This window comes from Streptomyces sp. NPDC086989 (assembly GCF_044745505.1).
GTDB lineage: Bacteria > Actinomycetota > Actinomycetes > Streptomycetales > Streptomycetaceae > Streptomyces.
Window position 1 is genome coordinate 461189 of record NZ_JBIVAL010000004.1, and the last position, 16061, is coordinate 477249.

The 16061-nt window shown below is 71.9% G+C and carries 14 protein-coding genes; 5 read left to right on the forward strand and 9 right to left on the reverse strand.

The genetic code is table 11. From position 1 onward, the window contains the following. Nucleotides 1-24: 24 nt before the first annotated feature. Complete coding sequence (locus tag ACIPK4_RS11735) at nucleotides 25-360, forward strand: RNA polymerase-binding protein RbpA (RefSeq protein WP_007263454.1); 336 nt, start codon at nucleotides 25-27, stop codon at nucleotides 358-360. A 152-nt stretch (nucleotides 361-512) separates the two neighbouring features. Next, nucleotides 513-2168 carry a glucose-6-phosphate isomerase gene (pgi, locus tag ACIPK4_RS11740; protein ID WP_402311806.1) on the forward strand — a complete coding sequence of 552 codons (1656 nt, stop codon included), beginning with the start codon at nucleotides 513-515 and terminating at the stop codon, nucleotides 2166-2168. A gap of 78 nt (nucleotides 2169-2246) precedes the next feature. Here the strand turns inward: pgi and pgl are convergent, their stop codons facing one another. The 5 genes from pgl to tkt form a co-directional block, all read right to left on the reverse strand. After that, entirely contained in the window at nucleotides 2247-3029 is a 783-nt protein-coding gene (pgl, locus tag ACIPK4_RS11745; RefSeq protein WP_376191787.1) for a 6-phosphogluconolactonase, read from the reverse strand. A gap of 100 nt (nucleotides 3030-3129) precedes the next feature. Beyond that, nucleotides 3130-4224, reverse strand: a complete 1095-nt coding sequence (gene opcA / locus ACIPK4_RS11750; RefSeq protein ID WP_402311341.1) for a glucose-6-phosphate dehydrogenase assembly protein OpcA — start codon at nucleotides 4222-4224, stop codon at nucleotides 3130-3132. Further along, entirely contained in the window at nucleotides 4221-5747 is a 1527-nt protein-coding gene (zwf, locus tag ACIPK4_RS11755) for a glucose-6-phosphate dehydrogenase (RefSeq protein ID WP_054222741.1), read from the reverse strand. The genes opcA and zwf overlap by 4 nt, the downstream gene beginning before the upstream one ends. Nucleotides 5748-5752: 5 nt before the next feature. After that, on the reverse strand, nucleotides 5753-6871 hold the full coding sequence (gene tal, locus ACIPK4_RS11760; protein ID WP_054222740.1) for a transaldolase: 1119 nt from the start codon (nucleotides 6869-6871) through the stop codon (nucleotides 5753-5755). Between the two features lie 35 nt (nucleotides 6872-6906). Next, a complete protein-coding gene (gene tkt / locus ACIPK4_RS11765) occupies nucleotides 6907-8994 on the reverse strand; it encodes a transketolase (protein ID WP_402311345.1) in 2088 nt (695 codons plus the stop codon). A gap of 254 nt (nucleotides 8995-9248) precedes the next feature. Between tkt and ACIPK4_RS11770 the strand changes: the two genes are divergently transcribed. From ACIPK4_RS11770 to ACIPK4_RS11780, 3 genes are all read left to right on the forward strand, one after another. Further along, nucleotides 9249-10196, forward strand: a complete 948-nt coding sequence (locus ACIPK4_RS11770) for a heme o synthase (RefSeq protein WP_082410379.1) — start codon at nucleotides 9249-9251, stop codon at nucleotides 10194-10196. Nucleotides 10197-10235: 39 nt separating this feature from the next. Continuing rightward, nucleotides 10236-10580 carry a hypothetical protein gene (locus ACIPK4_RS11775; RefSeq protein ID WP_376191795.1) on the forward strand — a complete coding sequence of 115 codons (345 nt, stop codon included), beginning with the start codon at nucleotides 10236-10238 and terminating at the stop codon, nucleotides 10578-10580. 160 nt (nucleotides 10581-10740) lie between these two features. Further along, nucleotides 10741-11868, forward strand: coding sequence for an amidohydrolase family protein (locus ACIPK4_RS11780; RefSeq protein WP_402311348.1), 1128 nt, complete (start codon nucleotides 10741-10743; stop codon nucleotides 11866-11868). A gap of 80 nt (nucleotides 11869-11948) precedes the next feature. On the opposite strand, the gene ACIPK4_RS11785 is transcribed toward ACIPK4_RS11780, so the two are convergent. The 4 genes from ACIPK4_RS11785 to ACIPK4_RS11800 form a co-directional block, all read right to left on the reverse strand. Next, nucleotides 11949-12938 carry a heme A synthase gene (locus tag ACIPK4_RS11785; RefSeq protein WP_402311351.1) on the reverse strand — a complete coding sequence of 330 codons (990 nt, stop codon included), beginning with the start codon at nucleotides 12936-12938 and terminating at the stop codon, nucleotides 11949-11951. A 4-nt stretch (nucleotides 12939-12942) separates the two neighbouring features. Then, complete coding sequence (locus ACIPK4_RS11790; protein ID WP_402311353.1) at nucleotides 12943-14103, reverse strand: hypothetical protein; 1161 nt, start codon at nucleotides 14101-14103, stop codon at nucleotides 12943-12945. Nucleotides 14104-14188: 85 nt separating this feature from the next. After that, nucleotides 14189-14956, reverse strand: coding sequence for an ABC transporter permease (locus ACIPK4_RS11795; RefSeq protein ID WP_402311355.1), 768 nt, complete (start codon nucleotides 14954-14956; stop codon nucleotides 14189-14191). Continuing rightward, on the reverse strand, nucleotides 14953-15879 hold the full coding sequence (locus ACIPK4_RS11800) for an ABC transporter ATP-binding protein (RefSeq protein ID WP_402311358.1): 927 nt from the start codon (nucleotides 15877-15879) through the stop codon (nucleotides 14953-14955). Before ACIPK4_RS11800 ends, ACIPK4_RS11795 begins: the two co-directional genes overlap by 4 nt. Between the last annotated feature and the right edge of the window lie 182 nt (nucleotides 15880-16061).

Below are 16061 nucleotides of genomic sequence, written 5' to 3' on the forward strand. Positions count from 1 at the left end.
ACCATCACGCAGGGAGTTACGACCGTGGCAAGTGGCAACGCGATCCGTGGCAGTCGGGTCGGAGCGGGGCCGATGGGTGAGGCCGAGCGCGGCGAATCCGCGCCCCGCCTGCGCATCTCCTTCTGGTGCTCGAACGGGCACGAGACGCAGCCGAGCTTCGCCAGCGACGCGCAGGTGCCGGACACCTGGGACTGCCCGCGCTGCGGGTTCCCGGCCGGCCAGGACCGGGACAACCCCCCGGCGCCGCCGCGCACCGAGCCCTACAAGACGCACCTGGCGTACGTACGGGAGCGGCGCACGGACGCCGACGGCGAGGCGATCCTCGCCGAGGCGCTGGCCAAACTCCGCGGCGAGATCTGACGACGCGACGGTGAAGGTGTGACATCGGGCCCGGCCCGCAGGAGTTGTTCTCCAGCGGGCCGGGCCCTTTGCGTGCGTTGGGCCGCTTCCGATCCTTTAAGTTGGTGATCGGCGGGGCACGACAGGACGGAAGAAACGGGTTGATGTCCGAGATGAACGCAGAGCACAGGACGAGGCTCAACCGGACGCCCGAGTGGCTGGCACTCGGCAAGCACCGCGAAGAGCTGGGGCAGACGCATCTGCGAGAGCTGTTCGAGGCGGATCCGAACCGGGGTACGGGCTACACCCTGCGGGTCGGGGACCTGTACATCGACTACTCGAAGCACCTCGTGACCGACGAGACGCTGGAGCTGCTGCAGGAACTGGCGGCGGCGACCGGCGTGGCAGAGCTGCGCGAGGCGATGTTCCGCGGCGAGGAGATCAACACGACGGAGGACCGGGCGGTCCTGCACACCGCCCTGCGCGCGCCGCGGGACGCGGTGGTCGAGGTGGACGGCGAGAACGTCGTCCCCGGGGTGCACGCGGTCCTCGACAAGATGGCGGCGTTCTCCGACCAGGTCCGGTCGGGGCAGTGGACCGGCTTCACCGGCCGGCGCATCACGAACGTGGTCAACATCGGCATCGGCGGCTCCGACCTGGGGCCGGCGATGGCGTACGAGGCGCTGCGCGCGTTCACCGACCGCGCGCTGACCGTACGGTTCGTGTCCAACGTGGACGGCGCCGACCTGCACGAGGCGGTACGGGACCTGGACCCCGCCGAGACGCTGTTCATCATCGCCTCCAAGACCTTCACCACCATCGAGACCATCACCAACGCCGAGTCGGCGCGCGCGTGGCTGCTGGCCGGCCTCGGCGGTGACACCGCGGCCGTGGCGCGGCACTTCGTGGCGCTGTCGACCAACGAGGAGAAGGTCACCGCCTTCGGCATCGACCCGGCCAACATGTTCGGGTTCTGGGACTGGGTCGGCGGCCGCTACTCCTTCGACTCCGCGATCGGGCTCTCCCTGATGATCGCGATCGGCCCGGACGCCTTCCGGGAGCTGCTGGGCGGCTTCCGCACGATGGACGAGCACTTCCGCACCGCTCCGCCGGAGCAGAACGCGCCGTTCCTGATGGGCCTGTTGGGGATCTGGTACGGCGAGTTCTTCGACGCGCAGTCCCACGCGGTCCTGCCGTACAGCCACTACCTCTCCCGGTTCACCGCGTACCTCCAGCAGCTGGACATGGAGTCCAACGGCAAGTCCGTGGACCGCGAAGGCAAGCCGGTGGACTGGCAGACCGGTCCCGTCGTCTGGGGCACCCCCGGCACCAACGGACAGCACGCGTACTACCAGTTGCTCCACCAGGGCACGAAGATGATCCCGGCGGACTTCATCGGCTTCGCCCGGCCGGTCGGCGAACTGGAGCCGAAGCTGGCGGACCAGCACGACCTGCTGATGGCGAACTTCTTCGCGCAGACGCAGGCGCTGGCCTTCGGCAAGACGCCGGAGGAGGTGCGCGCGGAGGGTGTGCCGGAGCCGCTGGTCCCGCACAAGACCTTCAAGGGCAACCACCCGACCACGACGATCCTGGCGCAGGACCTCACCCCGGCGGTGCTGGGCCAGCTGATCGCGCTGTACGAGCACAAGGTGTTCGTCCAGGGCGCGGTGTGGAACATCGACTCCTTCGACCAGTGGGGCGTCGAGCTCGGCAAGGTCCTCGCCAAGCGGGTCGAGCCGGCCCTGACGGAGGGCGCGGAGGTGCCGGGCCTGGACGCTTCGACGAAGGCCCTCGTGGCCGCCTACCGCGAGCTGCGCGGCCGCAGCTGACCGTCGCCGCCCGGTCATGACGAAGGGCCCGCTCCCCCCGGGGGGAGCGGGCCCTTCGGTGTCCGGGGCGCCGTGCCGTCAGGACGCGGCCGGCGGGTACAGGCCCGCCGGGAGCTTCGCGGCGGCCGTGCGGTCCAGCAGCCACAGGGTGCGCGAGCGGCCGTACGCCTGCGCGGCGGGCGCCTGCACGGCTCCCGCGCCGCCCAGCGCGATGGCGACCGCGCCCGCCTTGTCCTCGCCCGCCGCCAGCAGCCAGACCTCCCGGGCCGCCCGGATCGCCGGCAGGGTCAGCGAGACCCGCGTCGGAGGGGGCTTGGGCGCGCCGTGCACCCCGACCACCGTGCGCTCGGTCTCGCGGGAGGCCGGGTGTTCGGGGAAGAGCGACGCGACGTGCGTGTCCGGGCCGACGCCCAGCATCAGCACGTCGAAGGTGGGGACCGGGCCGTGGTCCTCGGGCCCCGCCGCCTTCGCCAGTTCGGCCGCGTAGGCCGCGGCCGCGGCGTCCACGTCCGCCCCGTACGGGCCGTCCGAGGCCGGCATGGCGTGGACGCGGGCCGGGTCCACCGCCACCGCGTCCAGGAGGGCCTCCCGGGCCTGAACGTGGTTGCGCTCGGGGTCGTCGGCCGGGACGTACCGCTCGTCGCCCCACCACAGGTCCAGCCGGGACCAGTCGACGGCGTCGCGGGCCGGGGCCGCCGCCAGCGCGGCCAGCAGCCCGTTGCCGTTGCGGCCGCCGGTGAGGACCACCGAGGCGCTGCCCCGGGCCGCCTGCGCGTCCACGATCTTCGTGATGAGCCGGGCCGCCGCGGCCTGAGCCATCAGCTCCTTGTCCCGGTGGACGACGACCTGGGGAGTCGTCATACCCATGGTGGTGCCGCCTTCTTGATAGTGCGGTGGGTACGGGTACCGCTGCGCGGAGCCGGATCCCCTGCCGGGGACGGCTCCGCGCAGCGGCTGTCGGCTACTTGGCCGAGGACTTCCCGGCCGGCTTGGCGGGCTTGCCGGACCTGGCCGCGGGCTTCGCGGGCCCGGCGTCGGCCTTGGGGCCGGTCACGGTCTCGGGGGAGTCCGTGGCCGTGACCTCGGCTGGCGCCGCCTTCGCCGGAGCGGCGGCCGCGTCGGCGGCCGCAGCGGCCTCCAGGCGCGACACGCCGAACTTCAGCGCTGCCTCGAACGTGTTGTCCGGGTCGAGCCGGCGCAGCTCCTCCGCGAGCAGCTCGGCCGTGTCGCGGCGCTTGAGCGCCACCGCACGGTCGGGCTGACCCGGCATGCACAGCGTGGCCAGCGAGCCGTCGGCCCGGTCCAGGACGATGTCGCCGTCCTTGGTCTCCAGCCGGACCGAGGTCAGGCCGGGGCCCTGCGAGCCGGTCCGCCGGACGGGCACCTGGAGGCGGTCCGCCAGCCACATGGCCAGCAGCTCGCAGCTCGGGTTCTCGTCCTCGCCCTCGACGACCGCCGAGGTGACCTTCACGGCCTGCTGGTCCAGCGCGGCGGCCAGCATCGACCGCCACGGCGTGATCCGGGTCCAGGACAGGTCCGTGTCACCCGGGGCGTAGGCCGCGGCCCGCTCCCCGAGCGCCTGCTGCGGGCTCTCGCTGGCGTACGTGTCCGAGATCCGGCGCTGTCCGAGCGCACCCAGCGGATCGCCCGCCAGGTTCGACGGGGCGCCGTCCGGCCACCAGACCACGACGGGCGCGTCCGGCAGGAGGAGCGGGAGAACCACCGACTGGGCGTGGTTGACCAGTTCACCGTGAAGGCGGAGCACCACCGTCTCGCCGGTGCCGGCGTCCGCCCCGACGCGGACTTCCGCGTCGAGACGGGCGTCGCGGCGGCTGCGCGGCGAGCGGCTGGCCCGCTTGATGACGACGACGATCCGCGAAGGGTGTTCGTGGGACGCGTCGTTCGCCGACTTGAGCGCGTCGTACGCGTTCTCCTCGTCGGTCACGATCACCAGCGTGAGGACCATGCCGATGGCCGGCGTGCCGATGTCCCGGCGCGCCTGCACCAACGCGGCGTTGATCTTGCTGGAGGTGGTCTCCGTGAGGTCGATCTTCATGGCCGGCGCCAGCTCCGTCCGTCTCGTGCGAGCATCTCGTCCGCCTCGACCGGCCCCCAGGTGCCCGCCGGGTACTGCGCGGGCTTGCCGTGCTTGTCCCAGTACTCCTCGATCGGGTCGAGGATGTTCCAGGACAGCTCGACCTCCTGGTGGCGCGGGAAGAGGTTCGCGTCACCCAGCAGGACATCGAGGATCAGCCGCTCGTACGCCTCGGGGCTCGACTCCGTGAAGGACTCGCCGTACGCGAAGTCCATCGTCACGTCCCGGACCTCCATGGAGGTGCCCGGAACCTTGGAGCCGAAACGCACCGTGATGCCCTCGTCCGGCTGGACCCGGATGACCAGGGCGTTCTGCCCCAGCTCCTCGGTCGCGCCCGACTCGAACGGCAGGTACGGGGCCCGCTTGAAGACCACCGCGATCTCGGTGACGCGGCGGCCCAGGCGCTTGCCCGTCCGCAGGTAGAACGGGACGCCCGCCCAGCGGCGGTTGTTGATCTCCAGGCGGATCGCCGCGTAGGTGTCGGTCTTCGACTTGGGGTCGATGCCCTCCTCTTCGAGGTACCCGACGACCTTCTCGCCGCCCTGCCACGCCGCCGAGTACTGGCCGCGCACGGTGTGCTTGCCCAGGTCCTCGGGGAGCTCGACGGCCGTGAGGACCTTGAGCTTCTCCGCCACCAGAGCCTTGGGGTGGAAGGAGCCGGGCTCCTCCATCGCGGTCAGCGCGAGCAGCTGGAGCAGGTGGTTCTGGATGACGTCACGGGCGGCGCCGATGCCGTCGTAGTACCCGGCCCGGCCGCCGATGCCGATGTCCTCGGCCATGGTGATCTGCACGTGGTCGACGTACGACCGGTTCCAGATCGGCTCGAACATGGTGTTGGCGAAGCGGAGCGCCAGGATGTTCTGGACGGTCTCCTTGCCGAGGTAGTGGTCGATCCGGAAGACCTCGTCACGCGGGAACACCTCGTGGACGACCTTGTTGAGCTCCTCGGCGCTCTTCAGGTCGTGCCCGAAGGGCTTCTCGATGACGGCACGCCGCCAGGAGCCCTCCTTCTGGGCCAGCCCGTGGTTCTTGAGCTGCTGGACCACCTTGGGGAAGAACTTCGGCGGCACGGACAGGTAGAAGGCGAAGTTGCCGCCCGTCCCCTGCGCCTTGTCGAGCTCGTCGATCGTCGACTTCAGCGTCTCGAACGCGGCGTCGTCGTCGAAGTCGCCCTGCACGAACCGGCAGCCCTGAACCAGCTGCTGCCAGACCTCCTCCCGGAAGGGGGTGCGCGAGTGCTGCTTGACGGCCTCGTACACCTCCTGTGCGAAGTCCTCGTGCTCCCATTCACGGCGGGCGAAGCCGATCAGCGAGAAGCCCGGCGGCAGCAGCCCCCGGTTCGCCAGGTCGTAGATGGCGGGCATCAGCTTCTTGCGCGACAGGTCACCCGTAACGCCGAAAATGACCAGGCCGGACGGCCCCGCGATGCGCGGGAGCCGCCGGTCCTGTGCGTCACGAAGCGGGTTCGCTCCGTCTACAGACAAAGTGCTCAGGCCTCCGTAGGGGCGAGGCGCTCGAGCTCCGCCTCGGTGGACTTCAGCAGGTCGTTCCACGCCGCCTCGAACTTCTCGACGCCCTCGTCCTCGAGCAGCTGCACCACATCGTCGTACGAGACGCCGAGCTTCGCGACCGCGTCGAGCTCGGCGCGCGCCTGCTCGTAGGTGCCGCGCACGGTGTCACCGGTGACCTCGCCGTGGTCGGCGGTGGCCTCCAGGGTGGCCTCCGGCATGGTGTTCACCGTGTTCGGGGCGACCAGGTCGACCACGTAGAGGGTGTCCTTGTACGCCGGGTCCTTGACGCCAGTCGAGGCCCACAGCGGACGCTGCTTGTTGGCGCCGACCCGCTCCAGGGCGTTCCACCGGTCGGAGGAGAACACCTCTTCGTAGGCCTCGTAGGCCAGACGGGCGTTGGCGAGGGCCGCCTTGCCCTTGAGGGCCTTCGCCTCGTCGGAGCCGATGGCGTCCAGGCGCTTGTCGATCTCGGAGTCGACGCGGGACACGAAGAAGGAGGCGACCGAGTGGATCTCGGACAGGTCCAGGCCCGAGGCCTTCGCCTTCTCCAGGCCCGCCAGGTAGGCGTCCATGACCTCGCGGTAGCGCTCCAGCGAGAAGATCAGCGTGACGTTGACGCTGATGCCCCTGCCGATGACCTCGGTGATCGCCGGCAGGCCGGCCTTGGTAGCCGGGATCTTGATCAGCGTGTTCGGGCGGTCCACCAGCCAGGCGAGCTGCTTGGCCTCGGCGACGGTCGCCGCGGTGTTGTGGGCCAGCCGGGGGTCGACCTCGATCGACACGCGGCCGTCCTGGCCGTCGGTGCGGTCGAAGACCGGGCGCAGGATGTCGGCGGCGTCGCGGACGTCCGCCGTCGTGATCATGCGGATGGCCTCCTCGACGGTGACCTTGCGGGCCGCGAGGTCGGCGAGCTGCTGCTCGTAGCCGTCGCCGCTGCTGATCGCCTTCTGGAAGATCGACGGGTTGGTGGTGACACCGACCACGTGCGACTGGTCGATGAGCTCGGCCAGGTTGCCGGACGTGATGCGCTTGCGGGACAGGTCGTCCAGCCAGATCGCCACGCCCTCGTCGGAGAGGCGCTTGAGTGCGTCTGTCATGGGAATTGCATCTCCTACTGGTTCGTGTACCGGTGTCAGCGCGCGGCGGCGGTGATCGATTCCTTGGCGGCGGCCGCCACGGCCTCGGGGGTGAACCCGAACTCGCGGAACAGCACCTTGGCGTCGGCGGAGGCACCGAAGTGCTCCAGCGAGACGATCCGGCCGGCGTCGCCCACGTAGCGGTGCCAGGTCAGGCCGACACCGGCCTCGACCGCGACCCGCGCCTTGACGGACGGCGGCAGGACGCTGTCCTTGTACGCCTGGTCCTGCTCCTCGAACCACTCGACGGACGGCATCGAGACCACGCGGGCCGGGATGCCCTCGGCCTGCAGCGCCTCGCGCGCGGCGACGGCGAGCTGGACCTCGGAGCCGGTGCCGATGAGGACGACCTGCGCCTGGCCGCCCTCCGCCTCGAACAGCACGTACCCGCCCTTGGCGGCGTCCTCGTTGCGGTCGTACGTCGGCACGCCCTGGCGGGTCAGCGCCAGACCGTGCGGGGCACCCTTGCCGAACACCTTGGTGTGGCGGCGCAGGATCTCGCGCCAGGCGATGACGGTCTCGTTCGCGTCGGCCGGGCGGACCACGTTCAGGCCCGGGATGGCGCGCAGCGAGGCGAGGTGCTCGATCGGCTGGTGGGTCGGGCCGTCCTCGCCCAGACCGATGGAGTCGTGCGTCCACACGTACGTCACCGGCACGTGCATCAGCGCGGACAGGCGGACGGCGTTGCGCATGTAGTCGGAGAACACCAGGAAGGTGCCGCCGTAGATGCGGGTGTGGCCGTGCAGCGCGATGCCGTTCATGGTCGCGGCCATGGCGTGCTCGCGGATGCCGAAGTGGACGGTGCGCCCGTACGGGTCGGCCTCCGGCAGCGGGTTGCCCTTCGGGAGGAAGGACGAGTGCTTGTCGATCGTGGTGTTGTTGGAGCCGGCCAGGTCGGCCGAGCCGCCCCACAGCTCCGGGATGACCGAGCCGAGCGCCTCGAGCACCTTGCCGGAGGCCGCGCGGGTGGCGACGCCCTTGCCGGTCTCGAAGACGGGGAGCTTGTCCTCCCAGCCCGCGGGCAGCTCGTTGGCGTTGATGCGGTCGAACTCGGCGGCGCGCTCCGGGTTGGCGGTGCGCCAGGCGGAGAAGTCCTTCTCCCACGCGGCCTTGGCCTCGCGGCCGCGATCCAGCGCCTTGCGGGTGTGCGCGAGGACCTCGGCGGAGACGTCGAAGCTCTTCTCCGGGTCGAAGCCGAGGACGCGCTTGGTGGCGGCGACCTCGTCGTCACCGAGGGCCGAGCCGTGCGCGGCCTCGGTGCCCTGGGCGTGCGGAGCCGGCCAGGCGATGATCGAGCGCATCGCGATGAAGGAGGGGCGCCCGGTCTCGGCCTTGGCCGCGGCGAGGGCCTCGAACAGCGCCTTCGGGTCGAGGTCGCCGTTCGGCTGCTGCGCGACGCGCTGGACGTGCCAGCCGTACGCCTCGTAACGCTTGAGGGTGTCCTCGGAGACGGCCGTCTCGGTGTCACCCTCGATGGAGATGTGGTTGTCGTCCCACAGCAGCACCAGGTTGCCGAGCTTCTGGTGGCCGGCCAGGGCGGACGCCTCGTGGGAGATGCCCTCCTGGAGGCAGCCGTCACCCGCGATCGCGTAGACCATGTGGTCGAACGGGGAGGTGCCCGGGGCGGCCTCCGGGTCGAACAGGCCGCGCTCGTAGCGGGCGGCCATGGCCATGCCCACCGCGTTGGCGATGCCCTGGCCCAGCGGGCCGGTGGTGGTCTCGACGCCGGCCGTGTGGCCGTACTCCGGGTGGCCGGGGGTCTTGGAACCCCAGGTGCGGAAGGCCTCCAGGTCGGCCAGCTCCAGGCCGAAGCCGCCGAGGTAGAGCTGGGTGTAGAGGGTGAGGGACGAGTGCCCCGCGGAAAGCACGAAACGGTCGCGGCCCACCCACTCGGGATCCGCGGGGTCGTGCCGCATCACCTTCTGGAAGAGGGTGTACGCGGCGGGGGCCAGGCTCATCGCCGTACCGGGGTGGCCGTTACCGACCTTCTGGACCGCGTCGGCGGCCAGGATGCGGGCGGTGTCGACGGCCCGCTGGTCGAGGTCGGTCCAGTCGAGCTCTGTGGTCGTCGGCTTGGTGCTCACCGTGGGTCAGGGCTCCTCTCCACATGTCTGTTACCCGGTGACGAACGGTGCACCGGCGCGATTCCGAGCCTACCCCCGTGACGGCATGCAGCTATTCGAGTGCCTGCAGTCCGTCACAACGTCGGCGGTCCGATCGGACCAACACGAGGCGACCCCCGCGCGGGGCGACGTAAGTGCAACGTCTAGAGTGGCGTGGTACGTGCGAGCCTTCAGCGGACCTTTATGTCCGGAGCTTGCTGGTTTCTCTGTCAGGGGTGTGCGTGACGGCCGTCGAATCCCGTCCAGCGGGGGTGCTCGGGACGAGCCCCGGTCACCGGCCGTTCGGGGCCCGGGTCATGGCTTTCGTGGCTTTGACCAAGCCGCGGATCATCGAACTTCTGCTGATCACCACAGTGCCGGTGATGTTCCTCGCGGAGCAGGGCGTGCCGTCGCTGTGGCTGGTCCTCGCGACCTGCTTCGGCGGGTACTTGTCAGCAGGCGGTGCCAACGCGCTGAACATGTACATCGACCGCGACATCGACGCGTTGATGGACCGGACCTCGCAGCGACCGCTGGTGACCGGCATGGTCAGCCCGCGCGAGTGCCTGGCCTTCGGAATCACCCTCGCGGTGGTCTCCACGCTGTTCTTCGGCCTGCTCGTCAACTGGCTGTCGGCCGCCCTCGCGCTCGGCGCGCTCCTCTTCTATGTCGTCGTCTACACGATGCTGCTGAAGCGGCGCACCGCGCAGAACATCGTCTGGGGCGGCATCGCCGGCTGCATGCCGGTGCTCATCGGCTGGTCCGCCGTCAAGAACGAGGTCTCCTGGGCCGCCGTCATCCTCTTCCTGGTCATCTTCTTCTGGACGCCGCCGCACTACTGGCCGCTGTCCATGAAGGTGAAGGAGGACTACGCGCGCGTCGGCGTGCCGATGCTGCCGGTCGTGGCCGGCAACAAGGCCGTGGCGCGCCAGATCGTCCTCTACAGCTGGGTGATGGTGGCCGTCTCGCTGCTGCTCACCCCGCTGGGGTACACCGGCTGGTTCTACACGGCGGTCGCGCTGGCGGCGGGCGGCTGGTGGCTGTGGGAGGCGCACGCGCTCCACGCGCGGGCCAAGGCGGGCGTGACGGGCGCGAAGCTCAAGGAGATGCGCCTGTTCCACTGGTCCATCACCTACGTGTCGCTGCTGTTCGTCGCTGTGGCCGTGGATCCCTTCCTCCGCTGATACTTCCTCCGCTCATTACCCGCCGGTAGCATGCTGTCCATGGCAGACACCACCGCGGACACCGCAGACAAGAAGCAGGACCGGAAGGCCGCGAAGCTGGCCAAGCAGATCGGCGCGTTCGCCAAGGAGCACGGCGGCGCCGAGGGCCAGATCGCGCACATCGGCCAGGCGGGCACCCGGATCGTCCTCGTCGGCACCGACGGCGGCTGGGGCGACCTGGTGGCCCCGACCCACGCGGTGGCCGAGCTGGCCGCGGAGAAGGCCGGTCTGACCCTCCACGAGGAGTTCGACGGCGAGTTCGCCGCGCGCGTGAAGACCGGCCCCTACGAGTGGTCGCGCATGGCCGGCATCCAGCTCGGCGGGGCGTCGAACCCGGCGGCCTGAGCCCGGCGGGGGGCTGCGCCCTCCAGCGGCCGCCGCCCGAAGACCCCCCGGACGCTCCCCAGGTGGCCTCTCGGTCAACAGCGCGAGCAACACCTCACACCCCGCTCACCCGTTAGGACGTGTGGAAGCCCCTTCCTCACGTCCGCAACGGGATGCCCGGATGATCGAAACGCCGCCCCTGGTGGACCAGTACTGCCACGGAGTGCTCCGCACGGAGCTGGGCCTCGGCACCTTCGAGGCCCAGCTGATCAGCTCGGCGGGCCCGCCCGCCGCAGGAACCACCTTCTTCGACACCCAGACCGGGTTCGCGGTGCGCCGCTGGTGCCCGCCGCTCCTCGGACTGGAGCCCCACTGCGCCCCCGCCCGCTACCTGGCCCGGCGGCGCGAACTGGGTGTCGTCGAGGCCGGGCGCAGGCTGCTGCGCGGCTCCGGGGTCGCCGTCTACCTGGTCGACACGGGCGTGCCCGGCGACCTCACCCTCCCCAAGGAGCTGGCGCTCGCGGGGGACGCCGACGCCTTCGAGGTGGTCCGGCTGGAACTGCTGGCCGAGCAGGTCGCCGACACCTCCGGCACCGTCGCAGCCTTCCTCGCCAATCTCGCCGAGGCCGTCCACCACGCCGCCGTCGCGGCCGTGGCCTTCACCTGCGGGGCGGACGCCGGATATCCCGCCGTGCTCGGGCGGGCCCCCGAGCCGCCGGGCCCGGGCGAGGTGCGCGGGGCTGCCGGGCGGTGGCTGGCCCAGCGCCCCAAGGGCGGGGCCGTACGGGACCCCGTACTCCTGCGGCACCTGCTGTGGAGCGCCGTGGCGACGGGGCTGCCGCTCCAGCTGCACACCGGGGCGGGCGCGGGGGAGCCGGGGCAGCGGCCGGAGCAGGGCGATCCGGCACTGCTGACGGAGTTCGTACGGGCCACCGCGGGGCTGGGGACCAGGCTGGTGCTGCTGGGCGGCTACCCGTACCACCGGCACGCCGCCCAGCTGGCGGCGGCCTTCCCGCACGTCCACGCCGATCTGGGCGCGGCGCTCGGGCAGAGCGGCGCACGGGCGGCGGGGGTGCTGGCCGAGGTGCTGGAGGTCGCCCCCTTCGGCAAGCTGCTGTTCTCCAGCGGCGGGCGCCGGCTGCCCGAGCTGCACGCGGTGGGCGCCCTGGCGTTCCGGGAGGCACTGGGCCGGGTGCTGGGCGGCTGGGTCGGCGAGGGCGCCTGGTCCTGGCGGGACGCCGAACGGGTGGCGGCCATGATCGCGTCGGGCAACGCCCGCCGGGTCTACCGGCTGGACGGGCGCGGCTGAGCGGGAGCGGGCCGGCCCGCGCCGGGGCCCGGGGCCCCGGCGGATCGGTCTGATCAGACGGGTCGGTCGGATCGGTCGGATCAGACGGAGGAGAGCTGCGGGTCGCCCTGCGCCGGGATCTCCGCCTGCGCGGCGGGCCGCTCCCGCAGGCTCAGCGCCACGCGGAGCACGGCGATCCACACCAGGCAGGAGCCGAGCATGTGGGTGGCGACCAGGGCCTCGGGCACGTGGGTGAAGTACTGCACGTAGCCGATGCCGCCCTGGGCGAGCAGCACGATCAGCAGGTCACGCGCGCGGGACCGGGCGTCGACCGGGGCGTCCACCACGCGCAGCACCAGCCACATGGCGACGGCGAGCGCGCACACCACCCAGGCGGACACGGCGTGGACGTGGGCGGTGGCCGACCAGTCGAACGGCATGCGCTTGATCTCGCTGCGGTCGCCGGCATGCGGACCCGAACCGGTGACCACCGTGCCCGCCGCGATCAGCACCAGGGTGGTCGCGAGCAGGGCCCACGAGAGCTTGCGCACGGGACCGGGGACGCGCGGCCGCGGAGCGGTGTCACCTTCACGGGTGCGCTGCCAGGTGACCGTGGTGACGGTGATCAGGGAGGTGGCGAGGAGGAAGTGCCCGGCGACGCTGTACGGGTTGAGCCCCGTCAGGACGGTGATGCCGCCGAGGACCGCGTTGCCCATCACGATGAAGAACTGGAGCCAGCCGAGCTTCGTCAGCGAGCGGCGCCAGGGCTTGGCCGAGCGGGCCGCGACGATGCCCCAGCCGACGGCCGCGCAGAGCACGTACGTCAGCATCCGGTTGCCGAACTCGACCGCCCCGTGGAAGCCCTGCTCCGGGGTCACGATCAGGCTGTCGTCGGTGCACTTGGGCCAGGTGTCACAGCCGAGACCGGATCCGGTCAGCCGCACCGCACCGCCCGTGACGACGATGACCACGCTCATGACGAGCGCGGCGAACGCGGCCCGCCGGACGATCCGGGGTGACGGGGTCCAGCGGCTGGCGATGTAAGCGAGAGGGGTCAACACGGCCCTTATCGTACGCGGAGCCTTGTGCAAACTTTCACGAGGGGGTCCCCGTGGAACCGCCCGCCGCGCGGCCCGCCGAGGTGTCGGGCCCGACGACCCGGCTGAACCGGGCCCCGGCCGGGTCCCCTTCCTCGTGCCACCACACGCGGACCCGCCAAGGAACGCCGACGCCCGGGTAGTCCGGGGATGCCGCGAACCCGCGGAGCAATTCGTCCCCTACGTCCTGCGCTGTCCTGTTCCTCACATCTGCCGCGCTGTGCCAGGGATGTCCTTGTACGTTCCACAGTCCGTCAGGACCGCGCACCTCGAAGCGCCACACCGCACGCCAGGGCGTGACCTCCAGCATCGTGCGCACCTGTTCGGCGTCGAGGTGCAGCCGCGCCGCGATCTCGGGCTCGGCCACTCCCTGGATCCGGGCCGCCACCACCGCCCGGGGCAGCAGGGATTCGGGCAGCAGCCCCCGCCCGCGCAGGCTCACCAGGGAGTCGAAGGACAGGTGGCGCAGCCGCAGTTCGAGCTGGCGGCCGATGTGGTCGAGGGCCTCCTCCGCCTCCTGGGCCTCCTCGGGGCCGGGGGCCGCGAGCAGCAACTGGCGGAACCCGCCCTCCGCGTCCACCGCCCACGCCACCGCCTCCTCGCCGGCGCCCAGCTCCGCGAGGCGGTCGCCGAGGAACACCTTCGCCTGGGCGAGACCGCGCCGGTTGACCGGATCGCGCTGGTCCAGGGCCGCCCACACCTCGACGGCCGCCCGGGTCAGGTCACGGGCGCGCTCGCCCGCCGCCCGCTCCATGGCGCTCGGGCCGGTCTCGGCCGCGGGGCCGAGCGGGTGGCGGGGCAGCCGGTCCCCGTCGCTGAGCGGCCAGGACAGCCAGACCCCCTGGTTGATCAGGCCCCGGGCGTACCAGCGGGCGTACTCGGGCGCGTGCCCCGCCGCCTGCTGCGCATGCCGCAGCCCCTCCTCGACGGCCGCCAGCGCACCCGCCCGGTCACCGCCGGCGAACCGGCGGGCCGCCAGATCCCCCAGGCGCAGGCCGAGCCGCGCCGCACACTCCGGATCGGTCCGCGCCGGCTCGCGCAGGGCGCCGATCAGCTCCGTGAGCAGCGCCTCGGCCTCTGCGGGCGCCGCCCGATCGGCCCCCGACCGGATCCTCGCCCATTGCCCGTCCAGCCGTAGAACGTCTTCCCGCTGCGCCATGTCCGCCCCCCGGCAGTCGTGGTGTGCCCCGCCCCCGCGGGGCGGCGCCCATCCTCCAGCCGGATCAACGTCCGGGAGAGGGGATTCACTCCCAGCGGAAGAGCCTCGCGGCCGCGCCCAGTCCGAGGACGGCCCACGCGGCGAGCACCGCCACGTCCCCCCACGGCAGCGCGGCGCCGTGCTGGAGCACCTCGCGCAGCCCGTCGGACAGCGCCGAGATCGGCAGCAGCCCGAGCGCTGACTGCACGGCTCCGGGGAACTTCTCCATCGGTACGATCACCCCGCCGCCGACCAGCAGCAGCAGGAACACCAGGTTGGCGGCGGCCAGCGTGGCCTCGGCCCGCAAGGTGCCCGCCATCAGCAGCCCGAGCCCGGAGAACGCGGCGGTGCCGAGCAGGACCAGGGCGGCGACCGACAGCGGGTTCCCCTGCGGGGACCAGCCCAGCGCGAAGGCGATCACCGTCAGCAGTGCGATCTGGAGCACCTCGGTCACCAGCACGGACAGCGTCTTGGCGGCCATCAGCGCCCAGCGCGGCAGCGGCGAGGCGCCGAGCCGCTTGAGCACCCCGTAGCGGCGGTCGAAGCCGGTGGCGATGGCCTGCCCGGTGAAGGCGGTGGACATCACCGCGAGCGCCAGGACGCCGGGCGCGAGGAAGTCGACGGACCTGCCCGCTCCCGTGTCCACGATGTCGACGGCGGAGAACAGCACCAGCAGCAGCGCCGGGATGATCACGGTCAGCAGCAGCTGCTCCCCGTTGCGCAGCAGCATCCGGGTCTCCAGCCCGGCCTGCGCCAGGATCATGCGGGACACGGGAGCGGCCCCCGGGTTGGGGGTGAACGTACCGGCACTCATGCGCGCAGCTCCTTGCCCGTCAGCTCGAGAAAGACGTCTTCGAGGGTGTGCCGCTCCACCGAGAGGCTGTTCGGCATCACCCCGTTCTGCGCGCACCAGGAGGCGACGGTGGCCAGCAGCTGCGGGTCGACGGAACCGGTGACCCGGTACACGCCGGCGGTGAGCTCGGCGGCCTCGGTGCCGTCGGGCAGCGCCTTGAGCAGCGAGCCGAGGTCGAGGGCGGGCCGGCCGGTGAAGCGCAGGGTGTTCTCGGCGCCGCCGCGGCACAGCTGCTCGGGGCTGCCGTGGGCGATGACCCGGCCCGTGTCCACGATGGCGACCTCGTCCGCGAGCTGCTCGGCCTCGTCCATGTGGTGGGTGGTGAGGACGACGGAGACCCCGTCGGCGCGCAGTTCCCGTACGAGGTCCCAGGTCGCCCGGCGGGCCTGCGGGTCCAGCCCCGCGGTCGGCTCGTCCAGGAAGACCAGCTCGGGGCGGCCGACCACGGCCATGGCCAGCGCCAGACGCTGCTGCTGGCCGCCGGAGAGGCGACGGTAGGGGGTGCGGCCGCAGCCGCCCAGTCCGAGCCGTTCCACCAGGGCGTCCACGTCGAGGGGGTCGGAGTACAGCCTGGCCATGTGGCGCAGCATCTCGACGGCGCGGGCGCCGGAGTAGACCCCGCCGGACTGGAGCATGACGCCTATCCGCGGGCGCAGCGCCTCGGCCTGGGTGACCGGGTCGAGCCCGAGGACGCGGACGGTGCCGGCGTCGGGGCGGCGGTAGCCCTCGCAGGTTTCCACGGTGGTCGTCTTGCCCGCGCCGTTGGGACCGAGGACGGCGGTGACCGAGGCCTTGCGGACGGTGAGGTCCAGTCCGTCCACGGCGGTCTTGGGGCCGTACCGCTTCACCAGTCCGCGGATCGCCACGGCGGGGTCATTGCTCATGCGGGTGAGTCTACGGAGCGGTAGGGCCACTCAGGGGTGCCGGGGCGAGGTTCCCCCGCCCGTGCATCACCGCTGGCCAGGCCGGTGCGTCCGGGCCCGCCCTCACTCTCCGTAGATAGGTTAGGTAACCCTTAGTGATGGAGGACACCAGGCGTGGCGTCCGTCACGGCTTGTCGGGGCTC

Excerpts from the sequence above, each read along its gene's own strand:
- pgi (WP_402311806.1), top strand. The coding sequence starts at position 513 with ATGAACGCAGAGCACAGGACGAGGCTCAACCGGACGCCCGAGTGGCTG.
- pgl (WP_376191787.1), bottom strand. The coding sequence starts at position 3,029 with ATGACGACTCCCCAGGTCGTCGTCCACCGGGACAAGGAGCTGATGGCT.
- opcA (WP_402311341.1), bottom strand. The coding sequence starts at position 4,224 with ATGAAGATCGACCTCACGGAGACCACCTCCAGCAAGATCAACGCCGCG.
- tal (WP_054222740.1), bottom strand. The coding sequence starts at position 6,871 with ATGACAGACGCACTCAAGCGCCTCTCCGACGAGGGCGTGGCGATCTGG.
- ACIPK4_RS11775 (WP_376191795.1), top strand. The coding sequence starts at position 10,236 with ATGGCAGACACCACCGCGGACACCGCAGACAAGAAGCAGGACCGGAAG.
- ACIPK4_RS11780 (WP_402311348.1), top strand. The coding sequence starts at position 10,741 with ATGATCGAAACGCCGCCCCTGGTGGACCAGTACTGCCACGGAGTGCTC.
- ACIPK4_RS11790 (WP_402311353.1), bottom strand. The coding sequence starts at position 14,103 with ATGGCGCAGCGGGAAGACGTTCTACGGCTGGACGGGCAATGGGCGAGG.
- ACIPK4_RS11795 (WP_402311355.1), bottom strand. The coding sequence starts at position 14,956 with ATGAGTGCCGGTACGTTCACCCCCAACCCGGGGGCCGCTCCCGTGTCC.
- ACIPK4_RS11800 (WP_402311358.1), bottom strand. The coding sequence starts at position 15,879 with ATGAGCAATGACCCCGCCGTGGCGATCCGCGGACTGGTGAAGCGGTAC.